The 23,385-nt window shown below is 67.6% G+C and carries 17 protein-coding genes and 1 pseudogene; 6 read left to right on the top strand and 12 right to left on the bottom strand.

What is annotated here, in order from left to right; all coding sequences use genetic code 11:
- Positions 1–58 precede the first annotated feature (58 nt).
- Complete coding sequence (locus tag OD750_RS16950; protein WP_263541874.1) at positions 59–1,192, bottom strand: slipin family protein; 1,134 nt, start codon at positions 1,190–1,192, stop codon at positions 59–61.
- Between the two features lie 944 nt (positions 1,193–2,136).
- Positions 2,137–3,399 carry a TCR/Tet family MFS transporter gene (locus tag OD750_RS16945; protein ID WP_263541873.1) on the bottom strand — a complete coding sequence of 421 codons (1,263 nt, stop codon included), beginning with the start codon at positions 3,397–3,399 and terminating at the stop codon, positions 2,137–2,139.
- 241 nt (positions 3,400–3,640) lie between these two features.
- Between OD750_RS16945 and OD750_RS16940 the strand changes: the two genes are divergently transcribed.
- The 4 genes from OD750_RS16940 (at position 3,641) to OD750_RS16925 (ending at position 8,295) form a co-directional block, all read left to right on the top strand.
- A complete protein-coding gene (locus OD750_RS16940; protein ID WP_263541872.1) occupies positions 3,641–4,549 on the top strand; it encodes a protein-disulfide reductase DsbD domain-containing protein in 909 nt (302 codons plus the stop codon).
- Complete coding sequence (locus tag OD750_RS16935) at positions 4,432–5,736, top strand: protein-disulfide reductase DsbD family protein (RefSeq protein ID WP_263541871.1); 1,305 nt, start codon at positions 4,432–4,434, stop codon at positions 5,734–5,736. Before OD750_RS16940 ends, OD750_RS16935 begins: the two co-directional genes overlap by 118 nt.
- Positions 5,733–6,347: a thioredoxin family protein gene (locus OD750_RS16930; RefSeq protein ID WP_263541870.1), complete on the top strand. Its 615-nt coding sequence runs from the start codon at positions 5,733–5,735 to the stop codon at positions 6,345–6,347. The genes OD750_RS16935 and OD750_RS16930 overlap by 4 nt, the downstream gene beginning before the upstream one ends.
- A gap of 229 nt (positions 6,348–6,576) precedes the next feature.
- Complete coding sequence (locus tag OD750_RS16925) at positions 6,577–8,295, top strand: hypothetical protein (RefSeq protein WP_263541869.1); 1,719 nt, start codon at positions 6,577–6,579, stop codon at positions 8,293–8,295.
- A 48-nt stretch (positions 8,296–8,343) separates the two neighbouring features.
- Here the strand turns inward: OD750_RS16925 and OD750_RS16920 are convergent, their stop codons facing one another.
- From OD750_RS16920 to glyQ, 5 genes are all read right to left on the bottom strand, one after another.
- Positions 8,344–9,843: a DUF4139 domain-containing protein gene (locus OD750_RS16920; RefSeq protein WP_263541868.1), complete on the bottom strand. Its 1,500-nt coding sequence runs from the start codon at positions 9,841–9,843 to the stop codon at positions 8,344–8,346.
- Positions 9,844–9,956: 113 nt separating this feature from the next.
- A complete protein-coding gene (locus tag OD750_RS16915) occupies positions 9,957–11,408 on the bottom strand; it encodes a DNA recombination protein RmuC (protein ID WP_263541867.1) in 1,452 nt (483 codons plus the stop codon).
- A gap of 166 nt (positions 11,409–11,574) precedes the next feature.
- Positions 11,575–14,625: a TonB-dependent receptor gene (locus tag OD750_RS16910; protein WP_263541866.1), complete on the bottom strand. Its 3,051-nt coding sequence runs from the start codon at positions 14,623–14,625 to the stop codon at positions 11,575–11,577.
- A gap of 416 nt (positions 14,626–15,041) precedes the next feature.
- Positions 15,042–17,189: a glycine--tRNA ligase subunit beta gene (glyS, locus tag OD750_RS16905; RefSeq protein ID WP_263541865.1), complete on the bottom strand. Its 2,148-nt coding sequence runs from the start codon at positions 17,187–17,189 to the stop codon at positions 15,042–15,044.
- Positions 17,189–18,094, bottom strand: a complete 906-nt coding sequence (gene glyQ, locus OD750_RS16900; RefSeq protein WP_263541864.1) for a glycine--tRNA ligase subunit alpha — start codon at positions 18,092–18,094, stop codon at positions 17,189–17,191. The genes glyS and glyQ overlap by 1 nt, the downstream gene beginning before the upstream one ends.
- 96 nt (positions 18,095–18,190) lie before the next feature.
- On the opposite strand from glyQ, the gene tfpB reads away from it, so the two are divergent.
- Both tfpB and OD750_RS16890 read left to right on the top strand, forming a co-directional pair.
- The gene (tfpB, locus tag OD750_RS16895; RefSeq protein WP_263542113.1) at positions 18,191–19,996 is read left to right on the top strand and encodes a type IV pilus assembly ATPase TfpB; all 1,806 of its coding nucleotides are present in this window, start codon (positions 18,191–18,193) and stop codon (positions 19,994–19,996) included.
- A complete protein-coding gene (locus OD750_RS16890; RefSeq protein ID WP_263541863.1) occupies positions 19,993–20,742 on the top strand; it encodes a glutamine amidotransferase in 750 nt (249 codons plus the stop codon). Before tfpB ends, OD750_RS16890 begins: the two co-directional genes overlap by 4 nt.
- 168 nt (positions 20,743–20,910) lie before the next feature.
- On the opposite strand, the gene OD750_RS16885 is transcribed toward OD750_RS16890, so the two are convergent.
- The 5 genes and pseudogenes from OD750_RS16885 to OD750_RS16865 all read right to left on the bottom strand — a co-directional run bounded on the left by OD750_RS16885 (position 20,911) and on the right by OD750_RS16865 (position 23,336).
- Entirely contained in the window at positions 20,911–21,129 is a 219-nt protein-coding gene (locus tag OD750_RS16885; RefSeq protein ID WP_263541862.1) for a hypothetical protein, read from the bottom strand.
- A gap of 142 nt (positions 21,130–21,271) precedes the next feature.
- Positions 21,272–22,027 carry a twin-arginine translocase subunit TatC gene (gene tatC / locus OD750_RS16880; protein WP_263541861.1) on the bottom strand — a complete coding sequence of 252 codons (756 nt, stop codon included), beginning with the start codon at positions 22,025–22,027 and terminating at the stop codon, positions 21,272–21,274.
- Between the two features lie 76 nt (positions 22,028–22,103).
- Positions 22,104–22,310 (bottom strand): annotated as a pseudogene (gene tatB / locus OD750_RS16875) (Sec-independent protein translocase protein TatB); the annotation flags it as partial.
- Positions 22,311–22,322: 12 nt separating this feature from the next.
- Positions 22,323–22,544, bottom strand: a complete 222-nt coding sequence (gene tatA / locus OD750_RS16870) for a Sec-independent protein translocase subunit TatA (protein ID WP_263541859.1) — start codon at positions 22,542–22,544, stop codon at positions 22,323–22,325.
- Between the two features lie 147 nt (positions 22,545–22,691).
- Complete coding sequence (locus tag OD750_RS16865; protein WP_425508247.1) at positions 22,692–23,336, bottom strand: lipid-binding SYLF domain-containing protein; 645 nt, start codon at positions 23,334–23,336, stop codon at positions 22,692–22,694.
- Positions 23,337–23,385: the final 49 nt, after the last annotated feature.

Below are 23,385 nucleotides of genomic sequence, written 5' to 3'. Positions count from 1 at the left end.
AAGCGGCCGCCTTACGGCGGCCGCTTTCTCTTCGCGCCGGAGCGGTCGTCCCGCTCCCTTACGCGCCTGCCTTGAGCTTGACGAGCTGGTTGAGCACACCGTCCAGGCCGCCGAACACGGTCAGCTTGTCGATCTTCTCGGTGACCTTTTCCAAGGTCTCCAGCTCCTTCAGACGCATCAGCGTCGGGCTTTCCTCGATCAGCTTGGCGGTGTTGAGCGCCGAACGCGTCGCGTTCGCCTCTTCGCGCCGGCGGATCACGTTCGCCTGCGCGGCCTTTTCGGCCTGCACCACGCTGTTCAGGATCTCGCGCATCTCGCCCGGCAGGATCACGTCTTTCACGCCGACGCCGAGCACTTCGACGCCGAGGCTGCCGATGCGCTCGTGCACGTACGCGAAGATGTCGCCGTCGAGCGACGCCTTGTCGCCGAGGAGTTCGTCCAGCGTCTTCGCCGCGACGGCCTTGCGCAGGCCGAACTGCAGTTCGCGGTAGAAGAAGTCGGTGAACTTCGCCACGCGCGTACGCATCGTCACCGCGTCGGCGACGCGGAAACTCGCGGCGAGGTTCACGCGCAACGTCACCTTGTCGCGCGTCAACAGCTCCTGGCCCGACACCTCGACGCTCTGCACGCGCAGCTCGACGACTTCCGCGCCGACGTTGCGGCCGAAGTTCCAGAACGCGTACGCGCCGGGCGGCAACGTGCGTGCAAGCTTGCCGTCGACGAACACGAGACCGACGCTTTCGGCCGGCACGTCGATGCCGAGCGCGACCTTCGCGAGCGAGCCGAGTTGACGCAGACGCTTGGCGACCGCGACCGGCACTTCCAGGCCTTCGCCCAGAGCGACGCGTTCGACCGCGATGCCGTTCGCGCGGCGCCAGTACAGCTTGCGCGTACCCGGCGCGAGCACGTCGACGAGCTTGCCGTTGTGCATGACGAGACCGGCCTCGTCCACGCCGACGTCGGCGAGCACGAAGTGTTCCTCCAGACGCGTGCCGAGACGTTCGATCAGCGTGTCGACGTCCTTGCTCGCGTATTCGATCGAACCGAGATCGAACACGCGCACCTCGCGCTGCGCGAAGCCGCGCGCGATGCGGTACACGCCCGGCGTCAGCACGCGTTCGAAGCGCTTGTCGCGAAATTCCAGGCCGCGCTCGTTGTCGCCGATCACGACCGTTTTCCATAAAACAGCCATTTTTATAATCCTAGTCGTGTTGCGGCAACGCTGGTGGCGAGAACCTTGCGCGCGTGTTGCCGACGCCGCGCGGGGCTTGCGAGCCCGCGTCGACGACGCGGGCGAAAGAATGAGTGGCGGAAACATCCCGACGGCGCGACGCGAACCCGGCGCGAGCGCGGCGCAGTCGCGGCAGGCGTTGCGATCGTGCGGCGCAGTGCTTCACGCCGAACGCGATCGCCGAGCGCTGCCGCTCGTGCGCGGCGCCGGCGCGAGGCCGGCGGCGCGACCGCTGCGGCCGGCGTTGAATGCAATGCGTACCATTCAACGCCGCCGCGCGGGATGTTTCCTGGGACTTGCGTCCCGGGTGTTGCTCTGGAGGAAGCGCGGGACTCGAACCCGCTACCCACGAATGACTAGTTCGTTGCTCTACCCGAATGAGCTAGCTTCAAAGACAGGATTCGAACCTGTGCCCCTTGCGGGGTTACCGGAGCGTCATGGCCCGCAGGAACCACGGCATACGCAACGGCAGCGCCGCGCGCACCGGATGGCAGCAAAGCCATGCCGCTGTGATTCGTTGCGATGAGTGACCACAATGCGCGTTTTGGCGCCGCGGAACGGCGCCGAATTCCGTGTGTATCCAACCTGCGAACGCCAAAAAAAACGCCCCCGGGGCATGGCCTTCCGGGGGCGTTCGCGTTGCCTCGGAAGGTCGGTGTTGAACCGACCTTCCTCTGTTCAAGAGGTCAGGCCGGGTGCGGAATCGGTCCGCGATACAGTCGTTCGCCGCGCGCAAGCGCACGCGATCCGCGCCAGCTGTCGCTGCGCAGCGCGTTCGGATTGCGATGGAGAATCGGCTGTCTCATTCGTATAAAACTCAAGAGTGCGCGGAATGCCGCGCGAAGCGTGCGCAAGTTACTCGCATCGTTCGACGGTTTCAAGGGGGTTTGTAAAAAAATTGTTGGCTACGATTCCGTCGACGTGGCGGGCACCGTCGCATGCGCCAATGCACGCATCGTCATGACGATCGCGACGACGAGCAGCAGCGCCGCGAGCAGGAACGCCGCGCCCGGCACGTGCCACGGATTGTTCGGCGAGATGCCCCACGCGAACGTCTGCGTATACAGGCCCGGGCCGAAAATGCCGGCGAGACTCGCGAGGCCCGCGACCGCACCTTGCAGGCGGCCCTGCTCGTGCGGATCGACCTGCCGCGTCATCAGCGCCTGCACCGCGGGATTGGCGACGCCCCACAGCGCGAGCATCGGGATCGCGATCAGCGACAGCCAGCCGGTCGGCGCGAGTCCCTGCCAGGCGAAGCCGATCGCGCCGAACGCGAGTCCCGCGTACAGCATGCGGCGCTCGCCGAAGCGCCGCACGAACTTGCCGACGAGCAGCGCCTGCACGATGCCGTTGCACACGCCGACGAGTCCCAGCGTGTAGCCGACCGCGCGCGGACCCCAGTCGTAGCGATAGTCCGCATAAAGTACAAACGTGGTATTGAGCACATAGTGCGCAAGGCTCGACAGGAACACGACGACCGCGAGGCCGAACACCTGCGGATAGCGGCGCAGACGCTGCAGCCCGCCGAACGGCTTGACGTGCGACCAGTCGAGCGTCGGCGTGCGGCGCTCCGGCGGCAGCGATTCGGGCAGCACGAACCAGCCGTAGCAGAAATTCGCGAGCGCGAGACCGGCGGCCACCCAGAACGGCAGGCGGATGTCGATTTCGCCGAGCATGCCGCCGAGCGCGGGGCCGACGACGAAGCCGATGCCGAACGCGGCGCCGAGCTTGCCGAAGGTTTCGGCGCGCCGGTCCGCCGGCGTGACGTCGGCGATGTACGCGTTGGCGCAGCTGAAGCTCGCCGCGGTCATGCCCGAAACGATGCGCGCGACGATGAACCACGGCAGCGAATTGACGACCGCGAGCAGGATGAAATCGAGACCGAGACCGAGGTTCGACAGCAGAATCACGGGCCGCCGACCGTAGCGGTCGGACAGCGCGCCGAGCACCGGCGTCGAGAAGAACTGCACGACCGCGTAGACCGTGCTGATGATGCCGACCCAGTCGGCCGCCGACACGAAATCGCCGCCCGACATCTCGCGGATCAGGCGCGGCAGCACCGGAATGACGATGCCGAACGCGAGGATGTCGAGCGCGACGGTGACGAAGATGAAAATGAAGGCGGCGCGGCGGGCGGGGGTAGCTGCGGCTGGCGATTCCACGGGCATTCCGTTGGACGAGGCGCGCGCAGTCTACTCGCGGCAAACGGTCATGTCCCGCCCTGATTGACGCGCGGGACAGGCCTTTCCGGGGCCGTTCCCGGCCGTCACGGTCCGGCGCACAATCGCTTCGCTTCGCCGAACCGCGCGGTGTCGAAACGCACGGATAACGGTCATTCTCCGAGACTACGGTTTCGGCGCAACGGGCATCGGCATGGGCGAGACGCGCAAACGCGGGTGGAAACGGGCGATGGCGGCGCTGCTGTCGCTGCTGCCGTTCTCGGCGGGGAACGCCGCACCGGTCGACGCCGAACATCTGACCGTCGAGCTCGTCGCCGAGTCGACGGCGCTCGCGCCGGGCGGTTCCGCGTGGCTCGGCCTGCGCCTGAAGCACGATCCGCACTGGCACACGTACTGGATCAACCCGGGCGATTCGGGCCTGCCGACGAAGCTTGCGTGGCGCGTACCGCCGGGCTATGCGGTCGACGAGATCGCGTGGCCGGCGCCGCAGCGCCTGCGCGTCGGCGAATTGCACAATTTCGGCTACGACGGCGAAATGCTGCTGCCGGTGCGCGTCACCGTGCCGGCCGGCGCGCAGCCCGGCGAACGCGCGTCGTTCGCGCTCGATGCGAACTGGCTCGTCTGCGAAGAAGAATGCATTCCGGGCAAGGCGACGTTGTCGCTCGACCTGCCGATCGCCGCGGCGCCTGCGCCCGATCCGCGCTGGCAGGCGCTGTTCGCGGCGGCGCACGCGGCGCAGCCGCAGGCGGTCGACTGGACCGGCGCGGCGACCGCGCACGGCGACGCGGTCGAGATCCGCCTGACCGGCGCGAACCTGCCGCCGCTCGAGGCGCTCGACGCGTTTGCCGTGCCCGAGCAGGTACTGGCGAACACCGCGATGACGTTTGCGCGCGACGGCGACGCGCTGGTCGCGACCGCGGCGCGCAGCGAATATTTCGACAAGTCGAAAATGCCGCAGACGCTCGACCTCGTCGTCGTCTCGCGGGCCGAGGGCGTGCGCGCCTGGCGTACGCGCGTGGCGTGGCGCGAGGTCGAACAGACAGCCGCCGCGGCCTCGGCGCCCCCGCACCCGTCGCGCCGCACGAAGGCGGTCTGGCGTTCGCGCTCGCGTTCGCACTGCTCGGCGGCGTGCTCCTGAACCTGATGCCGTGCGTGTTCCCGGTGCTGTCGCTCAAGGCGCTCGGCCTCGCCGAGGGCGCGCATGCGCCGGGTGCGGCGCGGCGCGGCGGCCTGGCGTACCTCGCCGGCACCGTGGCCGGTTTCGTCGCGCTCGCCGGCGTGCTGCTCGCGCTGCGCGGTGCCGGTCAAAGTCTCGGCTGGGGTTTTCAGCTGCAGTCGCCGACGCTCGTCGCGGCGCTCATGTACCTGATGCTCGCGATGGGCCTGAGCCTGTCCGGCGTCTACGTCGTCGGCGCGCGCTGGAGCGGCACCGGACAGCGGCTGACCGAAGGCGGCGGCGTGCGCGCGGCGTTCTTCACCGGCGTGCTCGCGTGCTTGGTCGCCAGTCCTTGCACGGCGCCGTTCATGGGACCGGCGCTCGGCTATGCGCTGACGCAGCCCGCGTGGGCCGCGCTCGCGGTGTTCGCGGCGCTCGGCGCGGGTCTTGCGCTGCCGATCGTCGCGCTCGGGTTCGTGCCGCTGCTCGCGCGCTGGCTGCCGCGGCCCGGCGCGTGGATGGAAACGTTGAAGCAGGTGCTCGCGTTTCCACTGTATCTCACCGCCGTGTGGCTGTTCTGGGTGCTGATGCGCCAGGTCGGCGCGGACGCTTCGGCGCTCGTGCTCGCCGGCGCGGTCGTGCTCGTCGGCGCGCTCGTGTGGCACGGCCGCGCGCAGTTCGCGGCGCCGCGCGTGCTGCGGCGCCTGGCGATCGCCGCGCTCGTGCTCGTCGCGGTCGTGCCGCTCGCGGACTTGAAGCCGCAGGCGGCGACGCATGCCGGCGCCGACGCGGCATGGCAGCCCTGGGACGCCGGCAAACTCGACGCGCTGCGCCAGGAAGGTGCGCCGGTGCTGGTGAACATGACCGCCGCCTGGTGCATCACGTGCCTGGCGAACGAGCGCGTCGCGCTGTCGTCGGACACGTTCCGCGAAGCGCTCAGGAACACCGGCACGCGCTATCTCAAGGGCGACTGGACGAACCAGGACGCCGCGATCACGACCTATCTCGCCGGCTTCGGACGCAGCGGCGTGCCGCTGTACGTGCTGTATCCGCGCGGCGGCGGCGCGCCCGAAGTGCTGCCGCAGATTCTTACCCCCGGCCTCGTCGCCGACGCGCTCGCGCGTGCGGCGGCGGGGCCTGCCACCCCCGCCACCAGGAGTTCGCCATGATCACCCTGCGCACCATCCTCGCCACCGCCGCGCTGTCGCTCGTCGCCAGCGGCCCCGTTTTCGCGAAAGCCGTCGTCGGCGACGCCGCCCCGGGCTTCACGCTGACCGACAGCAACGGCAAGGCGCGCTCGCTCGCCGAGTTCAAGGGCAAGACCGTCGTCCTCGAATGGACGAACGCCGAATGCCCGTTCGTGAAGAAGCACTACGGCTCCGGCAACATGCAGGCGCAGCAGAAGGAAGCCACCGGCGAAGGCGTGGTGTGGCTGACGATCAATTCCGGCGCGCCGGGCAAGCAGGGCGCCGTCGACGGCGCCGGCGCCAACGCCGTGATCAAGACGAGCGGCGGCGGCCAGACCGCGTACCTGCTCGATCCGGACGGCAAGGTCGGCCACGAATACGGCGCCAAGACGACGCCGCATATGTACGTCATCGACGGCGAAGGCAAGCTGCGCTACATGGGCGGCATCGACTCGATCCAGAGCGCCGACCAGGCCGACATCCCGAAGGCGACGCAGTACGTGCGCCAGGCGCTGACCGAACTCAAGGGCGGCAAGGCCGTCAGCGTGTCGACGTCGCAGCCGTACGGCTGCTCGGTGAAATACGGCACGTGACCGCCGCGCGCTCCCCGCGCAACGGCGCGGGGAGCGCGTCACCGACGCGTCGCTATCGACCCGTGCGCGCCCGCCCGCGCCGGTCCATGCCCGCCCGGGCGCGTCCGTCGTTGCACGAACGGCGGCGTCGCATAGTGGATTCGTAAACAACAGGATTCGTCACAAGGCACGCAACGCAGATGCCTAGCGTCGGCGCGTCGCAACATCGCGACCCGACCGGAGAAGGACCATGCGTATCGTGTTCGCCCTGGCCGCCGCGGCAGCGTCGCTGCCGGCGTCGGCCGTCCAGTACTACTCGACCACCGGCATGATCGCCAACCTGCGTTACGACGCGGGTCTGAACAAGGCCGTCTACGACAGCTTCCTGCCCGAGATGAACCGCTACGGCATCGTGCCGACGCTGCTCGTCGCGACCGACGGACCCGACGCCGCTCCGGGCCAGCCGTTCCACGGCTACCAGCTGCTCGCGATGGCGATGAACGACCTCCTCAACGAGGCGCAGGCGCGCACCGGCCAGCGCAAGGTCGCGATCGACCTGTTCAACGTGTTCTTCCAGGGGAACTCCTATCCGGGCGGCGTGCCGTGCCTCGGCTACCAGGCCGCGTTCGGCATGCCGAACCCGAACGTCACGTTTCGCGCCGACCTGCGCGCGAACCATCAGGCGCGCATGACCGACTTCAAGAATCGCCTGCCCGCCGGCGTCACGGCCGCGAACTTCGAGTTCATTTCGGTCAATCCGGAATCCGGCTGCGTGCCGGCGGCCGACATCAACGCCGCCGCCGCCGCGGTCAAGGCCGCGCTGCCGACCGCGAAAGTGGCGGCCGGCTACGAGATCTCGGTCGATGCGCGGCCGGAGGAACACATCGCCAACGGCGTCAACCACATCGGCAAGTTCGCGACCAACATCGATCGCATCATCACCTGGTCGTACGGCGTGATGAATCCGGCGAACGACAACGATCCGCTGAACGCGCGCAGCATGGCGTGGCCGAACTCGACGTTCTCGCGCAACTACACCGTGCTCAAGTCGAAGCTGCGCGCGTGGCAGACGATCGACTTCGTCGTCGACGGCCACTACATCAACCAGCGCCACGGCGCGCCGCTGCACTGGCTGCTCGGGCGCGACCACGCGCGGCTCGCGGCGAACTGGTGCAACTGGCTGCGCAACGAGCCGCTCGTCAGCGGCGCGCTGGTGTTCACCTACGGCGCGAGTCCCGCCGACTACGAGTTCGAGTCGTTCGCCGAAATGCCGCAGATCGTGCGCGACACGCACGCGAACTTCAGCGCCGGTGTCTGTGCGGTGCCCGATACGCTGCTGGCGGCCGATGCGTTCACGATGTCGTTCGCGGGCACGGCGCTGCCCGGGGCGACGCTCAACAACCGGGCCGCCGAGGTCGGCGGCGTCAGCTGGATCGCGTCGAACGCGAGCATCCGGTTCGCCGGCGCGCGCGGGCCCGGCGTCGGCGACCCCTACGGCGGCGGCTACGCGGGCGGCGCGGCCGGAACGAATCCGATGGCCGTGGTACCGGTCGTCGGCGCGAACAACCGGCCGCTGACCGTGACGGCCGACATCAATCCGCAGGATTCGGAATGGACCGCGATCGGCCTGTCGGGCTTCGCGAACCACGGCTGGTTCGGCGACGGACAGTTGTGGATTTACCTCAAGAATTCCGGACGCTACAACGTGCTCGCGAACGGCACCGCGATCAGCCTGACCGGCGGCGAGCGCTTCGACGCGCGCATCAAGCCCGGCGCGCTCAATCGCGTGGAACTGTTCTACGACAAGACCGCGCGCACCGTCGCGCTGCGCGTCAACGGCTACGTGATGCTGCCGGCGACGACGCTGCCGGCGGGCTACACGCCGGTGACGAACTACGCCGGGTGGTCGGCGCTGACGGTCGTCGGCAACGGGCCTGTCGTCGATGCGTTCGAATTGCGCCGCCGCTAGCGGCGCGGCGCCGGCCGGACCCGCGCGGGGTCCGGCCGGCGCTCGGGCTTACCAGGTGTAGCGCACGCTGTAGGTCACCTTCGCCTCGCCGTCGGCCGGGATCTCGACCGGGAAGTCGATCGTCTGCGCGTCGCGCTTGACGAATTCGTGGCTCTTGGCCGTGACGTTCCACTGGCTCCAGCGATACAGGTATTCGCGCACGACGACCTTCGCCGCGGTCTTCTTGCGGTTGCGCACGCTGATCTCGAACGTCTCGACGATCGTCTTGGCCGACGTGTCGATGTTGAAATTCGTCTGCTTGCGCTCGCCGACGACGTCGAACGCATTGCCGAGCTTGATGCGCAGCGTTTCGTTGCGCGGCGTGTGCTTGATCACGTCCTCGCCGATGAATTCGAGGCTGCCGTCGGCCGACGCCTGGTTCACGCGCACGCGGCCGGCCGGCATCGGCATGCCGAGCTTGTTCGCTTCCTTGTTGTCGAATTCGAGGAACGCGCCGACCGTGCCCTGCGTCGTCGCGCCGTAGCCCTGGTCGGCGATCGGCTGCGCCCAGTACGTCCACGGCTGCGGCGCCGCGGTGAATACGAGCTGCTTCTTGCAACCCACGCGCGAGGCGGTCGGAAAGAGCTCGAGCTGCTTGGTCGAATTGTCCGGCAGGTCGCTCTTGCGGCCCAGTGTGTACAAGTGATATTCGAACAATTGCGATTCCTGGAAACCCGCGTCCTGCCCGACCGACGCCGCGGCGAGTTCGTTGCGCATCATCTTCGCCCGCGGCGGCGGCGCGGCCGGCGCGCGGTTGACCTCGCCGGCGACGAGCTTCAACTGCGCCTCGGGATAGCTGCCGCCGGACTGGTTCACGATCGTGACCCACGCCGAGAGATCCATGTCGCAGGCGTCGCCCGCCTCGCGCAGCGTGACGTTGTAGTCGGTCCACCACGTCATGCCCTGCGTCTGGTAGCTCACCCGCGTATCGTGCTGCCCGCCCTGCTTGGCGTTGACGAGCCACACGAGCGTCGGCCGCGTGATCAGGCCGCCCGGCAGGCTCGGGAACAGCACGTTCGAATAGCTGCCGATCGTGACGACTTCGCCGTTCGGACGTTCGAGGATCAGCGATCCGTCGGCCGACGAGAGCAGCTTGCCGACCATGCGTTCGAGCGCGTCGCCGCGCTGCTGTTCGACCGTGATCGTCTCGCCGACGTAGCGTTCGAGCAGCTTGTCGCGGTTGACGAGGTCGAACTGGTAGTTCTGTTCGACCACACGCGTACCGGCGGGATCGGTCACCGATTCGAACGCGACGGTGGTCGGGTCGATGCGCTTGGCGACGTCGGTGAAGCGCAGCACGCCGTTGCCGGCCTTGAGGTCCATCTTGCGGCCGTCGCGCACGAGCGCGTAGCCCGGCAGCGCGCCGCCGTAGTTGACGAGCGTGTCGGTGCTGATCGAACCCGGCGCGGCCGAGCTGTAGATCGTCAGCGAGTAATTCGGTGTTTCGGCGGCGAGTGCGGCGGTCGTGGTCATGGCGGCGGTTATCGCGAGGCTCAGAAGGTTGCGCATGGTGCGGCTCCAGGGGTTCGGTGGCGCGAATCGAACGAGGGACGCGCGACGCCAGGGTTGCGTCGCCGCCGCTCGATATCGCTGCCGTTCATCCGTCGTGCGACGGCCTGAGCTTAGCCGATCCCGTTGTCGGTCTCGTCGGCGTCGGGCAGCGCCGCGTCGCCGAGCAGCGACTGGCTCTGATCGCCCGACAGCGATTCGACGCTGCGCAGTTTGCGCTCGATCGCGCGCGTGCGCACGCCGGCGGCGTCGATGCTGTTGCGGACGCTGTCGAGCTGGTTGCGCGTTTTTTCGAGCACCGTGCCGAACTTGCCGAACTCGGTCTTGACCGCGCCGAGCAGCAGCCACACCTCGCTCGAACGCTTTTCGATCGCGAGCGTGCGAAAGCCCATCTGCAAGCTGTTCAACGTCGCGCTGAGCGTGGTCGGGCCGGTGACGACCACGCGATAGTCGCGCTGCAGCGATTCGAACAGTCCGGGCCGGCGGATCACTTCGGCGAACAGGCCTTCGGTCGGCACGAACAGAATCGCGAAATCGGTCGTCGCGGGTACGGAAATGTATTTGTCGCGAATGCTGCGCGCTTCCTCGCGCATGCGGCGTTCGAGCGCGAGCCCGGCGAGGGCCGCCGCTTCGACGTCGGCGCGCTCCTGCGCGTCGAGCAGCCGCTCGTAATCCTCGCGCGGAAACTTGGCGTCGATCGGCAGCCACACCGGCGCGTTTGCCTCGCGGCCCGGCAGGCGGATCGCGAACTCCACGCGCTCGTTCGAACCCGGTACGGTCGCGACGTTGCTCGCGTACTGGTCGGACGTGAGCAATTGTTCGAGCAACGCCGCGAGCTGCACTTCGCCGAGCAGGCCGCGCGATCGCACGTTCGACAGCACGCGCTTCAAGTCGCCCACGCCGGCCGCGAGGCCCTGCATTTCGCCGAGGCCGCGATGCACCTGTTCGAGCCGCTCGGACACGAGCTTGAACGATTCGCCGAGCCGCGTTTCGAGCGTCGCGTGCAGTTTTTCGTCGACGGTGACGCGCATCGCGTCGAGCTGCTTTGCGTTGTCGACCTGCAGTTCCCTGAGCTTCGCCTCGAGCGTCGCGCGCACTTCGGCGAGGCGCTGCTGGCTGTTTTCGCCGAGCTGGGTCAGGCGCGCTTCGATGAGGCTGCGCAGCGCAAGCTGCGACTGCGCGCCTTCGTCGCGCGCCTTGCGAGCGTCGTCGAGCAGCGCCTGGCGCAGCGTATCCAGACGCAGGTCGGTGCGCTGCGTAAGCTGGTCCAGGCGCTGGCCGAAGCCTTCGATGCGCACGTGCTGCGCCTGCGCGAGCTGCGCGAACTGGCCCTGCACGCTGTCGCGCAGCTGTTCCATGCTGCCGGCCTGTTCGCCGCGTGCGGCGCGCGCTTCGTCGCGCAGACCGCGTTCGAGCCGCTCGCCGTCGTCGCGCATCCCGGTCAGGAGGTTGCGCAGGTCGGCGAACGCGTCGCCGCGGCTGCGCGCGACGAGCACGATCACGAGCGCGAGCAGCGCCACGAGCAGGACGACGGCGACGATCAGCAGGATTTCGGTCAGGGACATTGCGCGGCACGTGCGGAATCTGGCGCGCAGTGTAGCGGTTGCCGTCTCGTCGCATGAGACGCCGGCGCGAGTCCGTAAAAAAGCCGCCGGCATTCCCGCCGGCGGCTCAATGTTGGAGCGTGCTTTTTGCGGCGCCGCGGCGAGCTCGCGGCGCCGGTTCTTGGAATTACAGCGAGAAGTCGTAGCGGGCGGTGAAGCGCACCGCGCGCGGCGACTGGTACGTGTCGATCAGACGGAAGTCGCCGTTCGGCACCGGCGAGCCGCGATTGAGATCGCCCGTCTCGTTGTACTGCAGCGCGCGCTTGGCGTTGAACACGTTGAACACGTCGACCTTGAGCGTCAGGTTGTTGTTGGCGAACTTCGGAATCCACGCGAGCGACACGTCGATCGACGTGACCCACGGCGTTTCGCCGACGCTGCCGCGCGGACGCAACACATGCACCGGGTGCGGCGTGCCGTCCGCGCCGATCTCGATGTGGTCGACGCAGTAGAAGCTCGACGGAGACGTGTAGGTGCCCGAACCATCGAAGTCGCGCGCGCTTTCGGGCACGAAGCCGAGGCAGTTGACCGGGCGGCCCGACTGGATCAGCCAGTTCGTCGATACACGCCATTCCTCGGCGATCTGCGCGACGCCGAAGACCTTGATCGTATGGCGGCGGTTGTTCGGCAGCTTGCCGTCGGCGCCGTCCATGAACGACGGGAAGTCGAAATCCTGCGTGATGCCGGCGTCGCCTTGCTCGATCGACGAGTTGACGTAGCCTTCGGCGTTGCCGCGGCTGTGCGCCCACGTGTACGAGCCCTGCACCGACCATTTGCCGTCCCACGGGCGTTCCCAGAAGAACTCGAACGCGTTGTACTTGCGGCGGTACTTCGGAATGTCGAAGTAGCGCGCCGGAATCGTCACGCGCGTGAGGTCGCCGGTGCCGTCGAGGTCGAGCGCGAACTCCGCGTCGTTGCCGGGATTGAGGATTACGCACTCGGGTACGGTCGACGAATCGAAATCGTCGTGGCCGTTGTCCTGCGCCCAGCGCTCGAACGCGCCGTGGTAGCAGTAGTCGTCCATGCCGTTCTTGACCTTGCGCCACACACCGCGCACGCCGCCGGTCCAGCCGTTGTCGAACGCGTGCTGGAAGCCCAGGATGATCTCGTCCTGGTACATCGGCTTCAAATTGCCCGCGGTGACGGTGTCGGGGACCGGCACGATACCGGGGCTGAGGACGACCGGTGCGCCGATCTGGTCGCCGAGCGCGACCGGTGCGGCGGTGACCGGGTCGATGCCGGTGAAGCGGTAGAACCTGTGCACGTAAAGCTCGGCGGCCGACGCGCGGATGTTCGTGTTCGACGCGATCGGAATGTAGTAGCGGCCCCCGCTGCCGAAGATCTTCGTGCTCGCGTCGCCTTCCAGATCCCACGAGAAACCGACGCGCGGCGCGTACAGGTTGTCCGACTTGGCGAAGCTGACACCCGCGCCGTTCTTGTTGTCGAAGCTTTCCGAACGCACGCCCAGATACGCGAGGAAGCGATCGGTGATCTGCCAGTTGTCCTCGACGTAGAACGCGGTGTTTTCCACTTCGTACGAGCCGCTCTGCGTCTGGTAGTCGCGCACGCGGACGTATTCGGTGTTGCCCGGCAGGTTGACGCCGTTGACGCGCGCGCCGGCGGCCGGCGTGCGGTAGTAGCGATAGTACTTGCCGCCGGACATCGTCGCGCCGACATTGGTCGAATCGAATTTCTCGCCGTCGTAGCCGGCGCGGACGGAATGGCTGCCGAGTTTCCAGTCGAGATCTACGCGGCCGGCGCGGCGACGGTCACGCTCGTCCGGTGCGTTCGGGTCGGAGATGGTGAACTGGTTTACGTCCCAGCAACCCAGATAGTCGGTATTGGCCGGATTCGCGCGGCTGTCGTACACGGCCGGGCACTCGGCGCCCGGCAAGTTGCGCGGCGTCTGCACGCCGTTGAGCGCCTCGAGCTCCCCGTACTGCGCCGAAATCGTGAGATTGTCGGTCAGGTACCCCGTATATTTTCCAATGTATACTTCACCGCCGTATTTCCGCGTAAAACCGGGAGTGCCGACGTTGTGTCGAGACGAGAACGGATCTTCGATGCCGTTGCTGCCGTCGCCGTCCAGGTTGTTGGTGTAGTTGCGGTACTCTTCATAGTCGCGGTTCGTGATGCCCGTAAACTCGACGATGTGATTGTCGCTGATGTTCCAATCGAGCTTGATCAGGCCGTGCGGTTTTGTGTCCTGGATGCGGTTGCTGCTGTCTTCCAGAAAATTCTCCCGCACGTTGTCGCGGCCTTCGGCCATCGCGAAGAAGAACAAGCGGTCGCGCACGATCGGGCCTGATCCGTATACGTCGTAGCTGAGCTTCGAGTCTTCGTCGGCATCGTTGAATTTGTAGTACTTCTCGGGATCCTGGATGCTGCGCACGTTCGGCGCATGTTCCTGCAGCGAGCGAGGTTCCCAGTACACCGCCGCGCCGGCCTTGAACTCGTTCGTGCCGCGCTTCGTCACGATGTTGATCACGCCGCCGAGCGAACGGCCGAACTCGGCGCCGTAGCCGCCGGTCTTGACCTGCTGCTGGCCGATCGCTTCGAACGGCAGCGTCGCGAACGAGGTGAAGTTGCGGATGTTGGTGACGTCGAAGCCGTTGATGTAGTAGCCGTTCTCGGCGACCGACGCACCGCCGAACGACGCGAGCGTGCTGCCGGTGCGACCGAGGCCGCCGTCGCCCTTGACGGTACCCGGCGCGAGCAGCGCGACGCTCGACACGTCACGCGCCACCGGCAGCGCCGCGATCTGCTCGGCGGTGAACACCGTCGCCGACTCGACCGACGACACGTCGATCGGATTGATCGCCGCGCCGGTGACCTCGATCGTCTCGAGCGACTGCGACGCGGTCGTGAAATTGACCTCGCTGCCGGTGCCCACGCGCACCGTCACGTCGCGCGCGTCCGCGCCGGTCGAGACCTTGTACTTGCCCGTCGGCAACTGGTTGAACGAGAAGCGGCCGTTGCCGTCGGCGGTGATTTCGCGCTTGAGGCCGGTTTCGGTGCTTTCGATCGTGATCGTGCTGTTTGCCGCCGCGTGGCCGAAGATTTCGCCGGTCGCCTTCTGTGCGTGGACCTGGCCGCCCGCGATGATCGCGCCGAGCGCGAGAACGAGCGCGGACCGCTGCAGCCGCGCCGGTCGCCGGCGCAGAGTGGTTGCGTGCATGTGCTTCTCCCAAAGCGTCAAGCACGGCGCCGTGGCGCCGTGAGCCCCAAAACCCCCCGCCGCAGCGCGGCGCGGAACATCGAGAGGCAAAGCTTCGAGAGCGCGCGACGCGCAACGGCGAGAACGGCGGTTCGTTGCGAACCGCCGCCGCTTCCCCATGCACCCCTACGCGTACGTTCGACTCCTGCTGCGGGTTTCGGACCCCTCCGAAACGCCACCGCCGTGCGTGCCAAGAAACCCACTGGTACGCAAGGACCTCCCGACGGTCGAACGTAAAGAAATCGTCATACGCAGTCAATGCGACGTTGCGATTTATGCGAAAAACGCCGCGAGGCGCAGGGAACCAGCCCAAGTGACGTAAAAGTATGGTTAGTCCGGGAGCGCGACCGCCGGCTCGGCCGGCGGTCGCGAGGCGGTTACGCGGACGGCAGCAGCGACACGTCGGCGACGTTGAGGAACAGCCGGCGCAGCTGCGCGAGCAGCGCGAGGCGGTTGGCGCGCACGGCCGGATCGTCGGCCATCACCATGACGTCGGTGAAGAACGCATCGACCGGTTCGCGCAGTTGCGCGAGACGCTTCAACAATTCCACGTAGTCGCGCGCGGCGACGAGCGGCGCGGTGGCCGACTGCGCGTAGACGAGCGCGCCGTGCAGGCCGGCTTCGGCACCGGCACCGATCAGCGCGGCATCGATCGTGGCTGCGGCGCTGCCGTCGGCCTGCCGCAGGATGTTGGCGATGCGCTTGTTCGCCGCGGCGAGCGCCTGCGCCTGCGGCAGCCGCGCGAAAGCGGCGACGGCGCGCAGGCGCGCGTCGAAGTCGGACAGATCGGTCGGCGCGAGCGCGCGCACCGCTTCGAACTGCTCGGCGGCGATGCCGGCGTCGGCGTAGTAGCCGCGCAGACGGTCGATCACGAACTCGACGATCTCGGCGCCGAGTTCGGCGCGGCGCCTGCCCGGTTCGAGCGGCGGCGCCTTGCCGTCCTTGGCCTTGGGCAGGCCGGCGATCAGCGCGGTTTCCGGCAGTTGCGCGAGCGCCTCGGCGACGAGCGCGGGCAGGTCGAGCGCCAGATCGCCTTCGATCAGCGTGCGCGCGAGGCCGAGCGCGGCGCGGCGCAGCGCGAACGGATCCTTGTTGCCGCTCGGCTTCATGCCGACGGCGAAGATGCCCGCGAGCGTATCGACACGCTCGGCGACCGCGAGCACGCGGCCGACGCCGCCCGCCGCGATGCCGTCGCCGGCGTAGCGCGGCTGGTAGAACGCGTCGAGCGCGTCGGCCACGTCGGCCGGCTCGCCGTTCGCGGTCGCGTAGTAGCGGCCCATGACGCCCTGCAGCTCGGGGAACTCGCCGACCATGCGCGTCATGAGGTCGCATTTGGCGAGCGCCGCGGCGCGCGTGGCAAGCGCCGCGTCGACGCCGACGCGGTTGGCGATCACGCGCGCGAGTTCCGCGACACGCACGGTCTTGTCCCAGACCGAGCCGAGCGACTGCTGGTATGTGACGTTCTTGAGCGATTCGAACTGCGCCGACAGCGGCGCCTTCAAGTCTTCGTCGTAGAAGAATCGCGCGTCGGCGAAACGCGGGCGGATCACGCGCTCGTAGCCCTTGCGGATCTCGGCCGGGTCGCGGCTCTCGATGTTCGCGACGCCGATGAAGTGCTCGCTCAGCTTGCCGGCCGCGTCGAACACCGGCACGAACTTCTGGTTCGTCTCCATCGTCGTGATCAGCGCTTCGGACGGCACGCGCAGAAAGTCGCGCTCGAACGTGCACGCGATCGCGACGGGCCATTCGGTCAAGTTCGCGATTTCGTCGCAGAGCGCATCGGAAAGGCGCGGGGACCCGCCGGTTTCGCGGCCGGCGCGTTCGACCTCGGCGCGCACGCGGGCGCGGCGCTCCGCCGGATCGGCCAGCACCTTGGCCGCGCGCAGGCTGTCGAGCCAGGCATCGGCGTCGGTGACGTGAACCGGCGCCGGATGATGGAAGCGATGACCGCGCGAGATGCGGCCCGACGGCACGCCCAGGACCGCACCGTCGACGATGTCGGCGCCGTGCAGCATGACCAGCCAGTGCGCCGGCCGCACGAACGAATAGTCGCGATCGCCCCAGCGCATCGGCTTGGGGATCGGCAGCGCCTTGAGCGCTTCGGCGACGATGTCGGGAATCAGCGCGGCGGTCGCCTGCCCCGGCTTTTCGCTGCGCGCGACGAAGCGTTCGCCCTTGGCGTCGGTCGTGCGCTGCAGCGCTTCGACGGCGACGCCGTTCTTCGCGGCGAAGCCGGCCAGCGCCGGCGTCGGGTTGCCGTTCGGGTCGAGGCCGATATTGAGATAGGGGCCGAGTACTTCGGATTTCTGCGGCGGCTGCTGCGCGGCGACGCCGGGCACCAGCACGGCGAGGCGGCGCGGCGACGCGTAGGTTTTCACGTCGAGCGCGGGATCGATCAGACCTCGTCTGGCGAGGCCGTCGCGGACGCCGAGCGCGAAATCCTTCGCCAGTTCGTCGAGCGCCTTGGGCGGCAGCTCCTCGGTGCCGAGTTCGATCAGGAGGGGCTTGTTCGCGTTGTCGGTCATCACGCCGCTTCCTTGCGATTCTTGAGGCCCGGAAAGCCGAGCTTTTCGCGCTGGGCGTAGTACGCCTCGGCGACGGCGCGCGCGAGCGTGCGCACGCGCAGGATGTAGCGCTGGCGTTCGGTCACGCTGATCGCACGGCGCGCGTCGAGCAGGTTGAAGCTGTGCGACGCCTTGCACACCTGTTCGTACGCCGGCAGCGGCAGACCCGCTTCGACGAGCTTTTTCGCCTCGCCCTCGCAGACGTCGAACCAGTGGAGCAGCTCGGCGACGTTCGCGTGCTCGAAGTTGTACGTCGACTGCTCGACTTCGTTCTGCAGGAACACGTCGCCGTAGGTTACGACGCCGTGCGGCGCGTGCGTCCAGACGAGGTCGTAGACGTTGTCCACGTTTTGCAGATACATCGTCAGGCGCTCGAGGCCGTACGTGATCTCGCCGGTGACCGGGCGGCATTCGAGGCCGCCGGCCTGCTGGAAGTAGGTGAACTGCGTCACTTCCATGCCGTTGAGCCACACTTCCCAGCCGAGACCCCACGCGCCGAGCGTCGGCGATTCCCAGTTGTCCTCGACGAAGCGCAGGTCGTGCACGAGCGGATCGATGCCGAGCGCCTTGAGCGAGCCGATGTATAAATCGAGAATATTGTCGGGATTCGGCTTGAGCACCACCTGGTACTGGTAGTAGTGCTGCAGGCGGTTCGGGTTTTCGCCGTAGCGCCCGTCGGTCGGCCGGCGCGACGGCTGCACGTACGCGGCGGCCCAGGGTTCGGGGCCCAGCGCGCGCAAAAAGGTGGCCGGATGGAAGGTGCCGGCGCCGACTTCGGTGTCGAGCGGCTGGATCAGGACGCAGCCTTGCTCCGCCCAATAGCGGTTCAAGGTCAGGATCACGTCCTGGAAGGTGGGCGTGGACATGGAATGGCTCACGGAAGGCGCTGCGAAGCGCGCTAGTATAGCGAGGCTAGCACGCAGCACAGGAACGCCGATGTCCACCAGCCCCCGCGTCCCGTCCTGGTCAAGCCTGCGGCGTCGCCGTCGCGGCTGGGCCTGCACGGCCGTCTCGAACTCGACGAAACGCTCGCCGCGCTCGTCCACGACGGCCTGCTTTCCGCGGAAGACGCGCGCCGCATTCGCGCCGACGCGCGCAGCGGCAAGGACAAGCTGACGCTGCATCCGCTCGTGCTCGTGGCGAACGTCAAGCCGATAGACCAGCGCGAAGGCGCGACCAAGCCTCTCGGCATCGAAATGCTGACGCAGTGGCTCGCCGCCCGCGCGGGCCTGCCTTACCTGCGCATCGACCCGATGAAGATCGACGTCGCCGCGGTGACCCAGGTGATTTCGCACCAGTACGCGACGCGCTACCGCATCCTGCCGGTCACGGTGGCGCCCGACAAAGTGGTCATCGCGTCGGCCGAACCGTTCGACACGCGCTGGACCGCCGATCTGGCGCACATCCTGCGGCGCGACGTCGAGCGCGTCGTCGCCAACCCGATCGACGTCAACCGCTATCTCAACGAATTCTTCGGCGTGCAGCGCTCGATCCAGCGCGCGAAGGACGCCAAGGGCGACAGCGGCTACGACCCCAGCACGCTGCTGAACTTCGAACAGCTGCTGGAGCTCGGCAAAGGTGGCGACATCGGCGCCGACGACCGCCATGTCGTGCACATCGTCGACTGGTTGCTGCAGTACGCGCTCGACCAGCGCGCGTCCGACATCCATCTGGAACCGCGTCGCGACGCCGGCAACATCCGGTTTCGCATCGACGGCAATATGCACAAGGTGTTCGAGTTTCCGCCGCCCGTGATGACCGCGGTGACCGCGCGCATCAAGATTTTGGGCCGCATGGATCTCGCCGAAAAGCGCCGCCCGCAGGACGGCCGCATCAAGACGCGTTCGCCCGGCGGGCGCGAGGTCGAACTGCGCCTGTCGACGATGCCGACCGCGTTCGGCGAGAAGGTCGTCATGCGCATCTTCGACCCGGACGTCGTGGTCAAGGAGTTCCGCGCGCTCGGCTTCTCGCACGACGAGGAAACGCTGTGGCGTTCGATGGTCGAGCGGCCGCACGGCATCGTGCTCGTGACCGGTCCGACCGGCTCGGGCAAGACCACCACGCTGTACTCGACGCTGAAGCACCTGGCGACGCCCGATCTCAACGTGTGCACGGTCGAAGACCCGATTGAAATGGTCTCGCCCGAATTCAACCAGATGCAGGTGCAGCCGGCGATCGATCTCGACTTCGCGGCCGGCGTGCGCACGCTCCTGCGCCAGGACCCCGACATCATCATGGTCGGCGAAATCCGCGATCTCGAAACCGCGCAGATGGCCGTGCAGGCGTCGCTGACCGGGCATCTCGTGCTGTCGACGCTGCACACGAACGACGCGCCGACCGCGGTGACGCGACTCCTCGACCTGGGTGTCCCGCACTATCTGATCCAGTCGACCGTGACCGGCATCGTCGCGCAGCGCCTCGTGCGCACGCTGTGCCCGCACTGCAAGACGGCGCTCGCGGTCGATCCGCGCGCGTGGGATGCGCTGACGCATCGCTGGAATCTCGCGCTGCCCGAGCGTACGCAGGGGCCGGTCGGCTGCCTCGAGTGCCGCAACACCGGGTATCTGGGCCGCACCGGCATCTACGAAATGATGCGGCTGTCGCCGAAGCTGCGGGCGCTGATCCAGGCCGACACCGACCTGATCAAGTTCAGCGAGGCGGCGCTCGCCGAAGGCATGCGGCCGTTGCGCATCTCCGCCGCGGCGCAGGTCGCGCGCGGCGTGACGACGGTCGCGGAGGTCATGACCGTACTGCCGCCGGTCGAATGAGCGCGGTTCGAAGGGCTCGCGCAGCGCGGCCGTTTCTCATCGTGCAGACCGGAACGACGCTGCCGGCGCTGCGTTCGCGGCTCGGCGATTTTCCGCACTGGTTCCGGATCGGTCTGCGCCTCGCCGCGCACGAGGTGCGCGTCGTCGGCGCGGCCTCCGGCGATGCGTTGCCGGACGCGAACGACTACGCCGGCGTCGTCGTTACCGGCTCGGGCGCGATGGTCACCGATCGCCTCGACTGGAGCGAACGCACGGCCGAGTGGCTCGGCGACATCGTCGCGCGCGAACGTACGCCGCTCCTTGGCGTGTGCTACGGACACCAGCTGATCGCGCACGCGCTCGGCGGTCGCGTCGACTGGAACCCGCGCGGACGCGAGATGGGTACGAAGGCGATCGCCGCTACGGCCGACGCGGCGAGCGACGTATTGTTCGGCCCGTTCGCGGCCGGCTTTCGCGCGCATACCACGCACCAGCAAAGCGTGGTCGCGGCGCCCGGCGGCGCGGTCGTGCTGGCGCATTCCGCGCAGGACCCGCACCAGGCGCTGCGCTACGGCGCACGCGCGTGGGGCGTGCAGTTCCATCCGGAATTCAGCGCCGGCGCGATGGCCGGCTACATCCGCGGACGCGCCGACCGGCTGCGCGAGGAGCGGATCGATCCGTCGGGGCTGCTGCGCGAATGCGGACCGGCGCCGCGAGCGCGGCGCATTCTGTGCCGGTTCTCACAGTATGCGAGAGCGTTGAAGTAGGCTCGTGCGCGAAAAGCAAGGTTTGTCCCTAGGGGACATGCCCACAAGTCTACAAAAAACAAACGCCGCGCTAAGAGCGCGGCGTCCGTTTCACCTGCCGACGACGTAGCGCGTCGACATCGGTGCCCTGAATAGAACTTTTGCTCGTCAGAGCGGAGTACTACCGGATTACTTGCGGCCCTTGCCGCCCTTGCGGATCGCCTGCAGCGGATCGCCGATCTTCAGGCCGCCGAGGTAGTCGTTGATGGCTTCGTTGGTGACGTCGTACAGCGGGCGGCCCATCACGGCGGCGGCGGCCTTGAGGCTGTCGCGCATACGCTTGGAAACGCGCAGGCTGGCGTCGCGGGTATCTTCATCGATAGCGGCGGCAGAAGCGGACTTTTTCATGATATTCACCCTAGAGGAAAGTGGCATTGCGATAATGCGGTACTAGTATACGACCGCATAGCGCAGGGTGAAGGCGTTGGGCGCATACCACTTGTAACGAATTGTAAATACTCGCAACAAACTGAGTCGTTGGTGAGAGCCGTTACGAGGTGACAGAGTTCGGCGGTGTACGCTTTGTGATGGTGCGCGCGGCGACGACGCCGACTTCGTACAACACGCACATCGGTACGGCGAGCAAAATCTGCGACACGACGTCCGGCGGAGTCAATACCGCGGCTACCACGAACGCGCCGACGATCACATAACCGCGTGCTTCGACCAGTTGTTTGGGCGTGACCCAGCCCAGCGCGACGAGTATCACGACCGCGACCGGCACTTCGAAGCACAGCCCGAACGCGAAGAAGATGACCAGCACGAAGTCGAGGTATTTACTGATATCCGTCATCATCGCGACGCCTTGCGGCGTGATTTTCGCGAGAAATGCAAACACCGTCGGCAGCACCAGGAAATACGCGAACGCGCAGCCGAGGTAGAACAGGAACACGCTCGACGCCAGAATCGGCATCGCCAGCCGTTTTTCGTGCCGGTACAGGCCCGGTGCGACAAAAGCCCAAAGTTGATAAAGCACCGCCGGCATCGCCACGACCAGCGCGGTGAAGAACGCGAGCTTGAGCGGCGTGAAGAACGGCGAGGCGACTTCGATCGCGACGAGCTGGCCGCCGGCCGGCAGATTGCGCAGCAGCGGTTCGGCGAGAACGCCGTACAGCTTGTTCGCGAACGGCAGCAGCGCGAGCAGCACGATGCCGACGGCGACGAGCGCCTTGAGCAGGCGCTCGCGCAGTTCGATCAGATGCGAGAAGAACGAGGCCTCGCCGCCTTCCTCGTCAGGTGCGCTCATCGAGCTTCTTGCCGACCTCGCTGGCTGCGGACTGGATGTCGTCCGCAGCGGCCTTGATGTCTTCGCGCGGATCGACCGACGCGACCGTGTCTTGCATGCTGCGTTTCAGTTCCTCGGCCGCCAGTTCGCGCTCGACTTCGCTGCGCACGGTGGCCCAGCTCGCGCGCGCGCGGCGCAGCAGCGCGCCGACGGTCCGCGCGGCGCCGGGCAGGCGCTCGGGACCGAGCACGAGCAACGCCACGATGCCGATCAGCACCAGCTCGGAAAAACCGATATCGAACATCGCGAGGCGGCCTTACTCCGCTTTTTCGCGCTTGGCTTCGGCGGCGGCCTTGTCGCCCTCGGCCGGCGGATCGGCCTTGAGCTGCGGATTGGCCTCGTCGCCGGAAAGACCCTTCTTGAAGTCGCGCAGCGCGGTGCCGAGATCGCCGCCCATGTTGCGCAGCCGCTTGGTGCCGAACACCAGAACGACGATCAGCAGCACGATCAACCAATGCCAAAGACTAAAACTACCCATCGTATACTCCTGACGGCGCCGCCGCGCTCGCGGCGCAGCTCGCCATTGTTGTTCCGGTATGCGTCGGCCCGATGAAAGCGCCGCGTGCGGCGGCGATGATACTCGCCGCGGCGGCGCGCCGATCGGGGTCGCCGCGTGCCGGTGCGGCTACCGCTCCGGCTCCTGCTGCGCAGTGTACTCCTCCAGACGGTCGCGGAAATCGACCACGACTTCCGGCACGGTACCGACGCCGCCTTCGAGAATGCGCCGCGGCGTCACCCCTTCGCCGTAGACCGCCTGATCGGCGTCGTGATTGATCGACAGCACGGAGCCGTCGAGCGCGACGCCGGCGAACAGGCCGCGGGCGCGGGAATACGACAGGATTTCGGCCTTGAGCTGCGCGTCGGTCGACGCTTGCGCGTTGCGGCCGACCGGACCCGCCGCGACCGACGCGTCGGCGCCGAGCGTGAACTTGCCGTGCACGATCGAATCGACGCCGCGCTGGCTGCGAAACACGAGCACGACGTCGGTCGACTGCACGCCGGCCTGAAAACCGATGCTGCCGCCGGTGATGCTCACGAACGCGGGATTCGACCACGATCCGTCGGCGCCCTTGACCGCGAGCAGACCGTTGCCGTGGCGGCCGCCGAGCACGAGGCCGGCCTTGATCACGTCGGGGATCACCGCGACCGCGTGCGCGTCGCGCAGCAGGTTGCCGGGAATGCGCCGGTCCGGCGCCTGCATGATTTCGTTGAGCACGCGGGTGGCTTCGCGCGCGCGCTTGTTTTCGGTTTCGCCGGCATGTGCGCCGATCGACCAGAGCGCGCAGGCGACGACGATGAAACGAGCGATGGGTTTGAAC

The sequence above is a fragment of the Tahibacter soli genome (genome assembly GCF_025717065.2).
GTDB lineage: Bacteria > Pseudomonadota > Gammaproteobacteria > Xanthomonadales > Rhodanobacteraceae > Tahibacter > Tahibacter soli.
Note: the sequence above shows the minus strand (reverse complement) of the source record. Positions and strands in the feature narration are given on the sequence as shown.

What these genes read in the sequence shown, in the direction of transcription:
- OD750_RS16950 (WP_263541874.1), bottom strand. Translation starts at nt 1,192, where the DNA reads ATGGCTGTTTTATGGAAAACGGTCGTGATCGGCGACAACGAGCGCGGC.
- OD750_RS16945 (WP_263541873.1), bottom strand. Translation starts at nt 3,399, where the DNA reads ATGCCCGTGGAATCGCCAGCCGCAGCTACCCCCGCCCGCCGCGCCGCC.
- OD750_RS16940 (WP_263541872.1), top strand. Translation starts at nt 3,641, where the DNA reads ATGGCGGCGCTGCTGTCGCTGCTGCCGTTCTCGGCGGGGAACGCCGCA.
- OD750_RS16930 (WP_263541870.1), top strand. Translation starts at nt 5,733, where the DNA reads ATGATCACCCTGCGCACCATCCTCGCCACCGCCGCGCTGTCGCTCGTC.
- OD750_RS16925 (WP_263541869.1), top strand. Translation starts at nt 6,577, where the DNA reads ATGCGTATCGTGTTCGCCCTGGCCGCCGCGGCAGCGTCGCTGCCGGCG.
- OD750_RS16920 (WP_263541868.1), bottom strand. Translation starts at nt 9,843, where the DNA reads ATGCGCAACCTTCTGAGCCTCGCGATAACCGCCGCCATGACCACGACC.
- OD750_RS16915 (WP_263541867.1), bottom strand. Translation starts at nt 11,408, where the DNA reads ATGTCCCTGACCGAAATCCTGCTGATCGTCGCCGTCGTCCTGCTCGTG.
- OD750_RS16910 (WP_263541866.1), bottom strand. Translation starts at nt 14,625, where the DNA reads ATGCACGCAACCACTCTGCGCCGGCGACCGGCGCGGCTGCAGCGGTCC.
- glyS (WP_263541865.1), bottom strand. Translation starts at nt 17,189, where the DNA reads ATGACCGACAACGCGAACAAGCCCCTCCTGATCGAACTCGGCACCGAG.
- glyQ (WP_263541864.1), bottom strand. Translation starts at nt 18,094, where the DNA reads ATGTCCACGCCCACCTTCCAGGACGTGATCCTGACCTTGAACCGCTAT.
- OD750_RS16890 (WP_263541863.1), top strand. Translation starts at nt 19,993, where the DNA reads ATGAGCGCGGTTCGAAGGGCTCGCGCAGCGCGGCCGTTTCTCATCGTG.
- OD750_RS16885 (WP_263541862.1), bottom strand. Translation starts at nt 21,129, where the DNA reads ATGAAAAAGTCCGCTTCTGCCGCCGCTATCGATGAAGATACCCGCGAC.
- tatC (WP_263541861.1), bottom strand. Translation starts at nt 22,027, where the DNA reads ATGAGCGCACCTGACGAGGAAGGCGGCGAGGCCTCGTTCTTCTCGCAT.
- tatA (WP_263541859.1), bottom strand. Translation starts at nt 22,544, where the DNA reads ATGGGTAGTTTTAGTCTTTGGCATTGGTTGATCGTGCTGCTGATCGTC.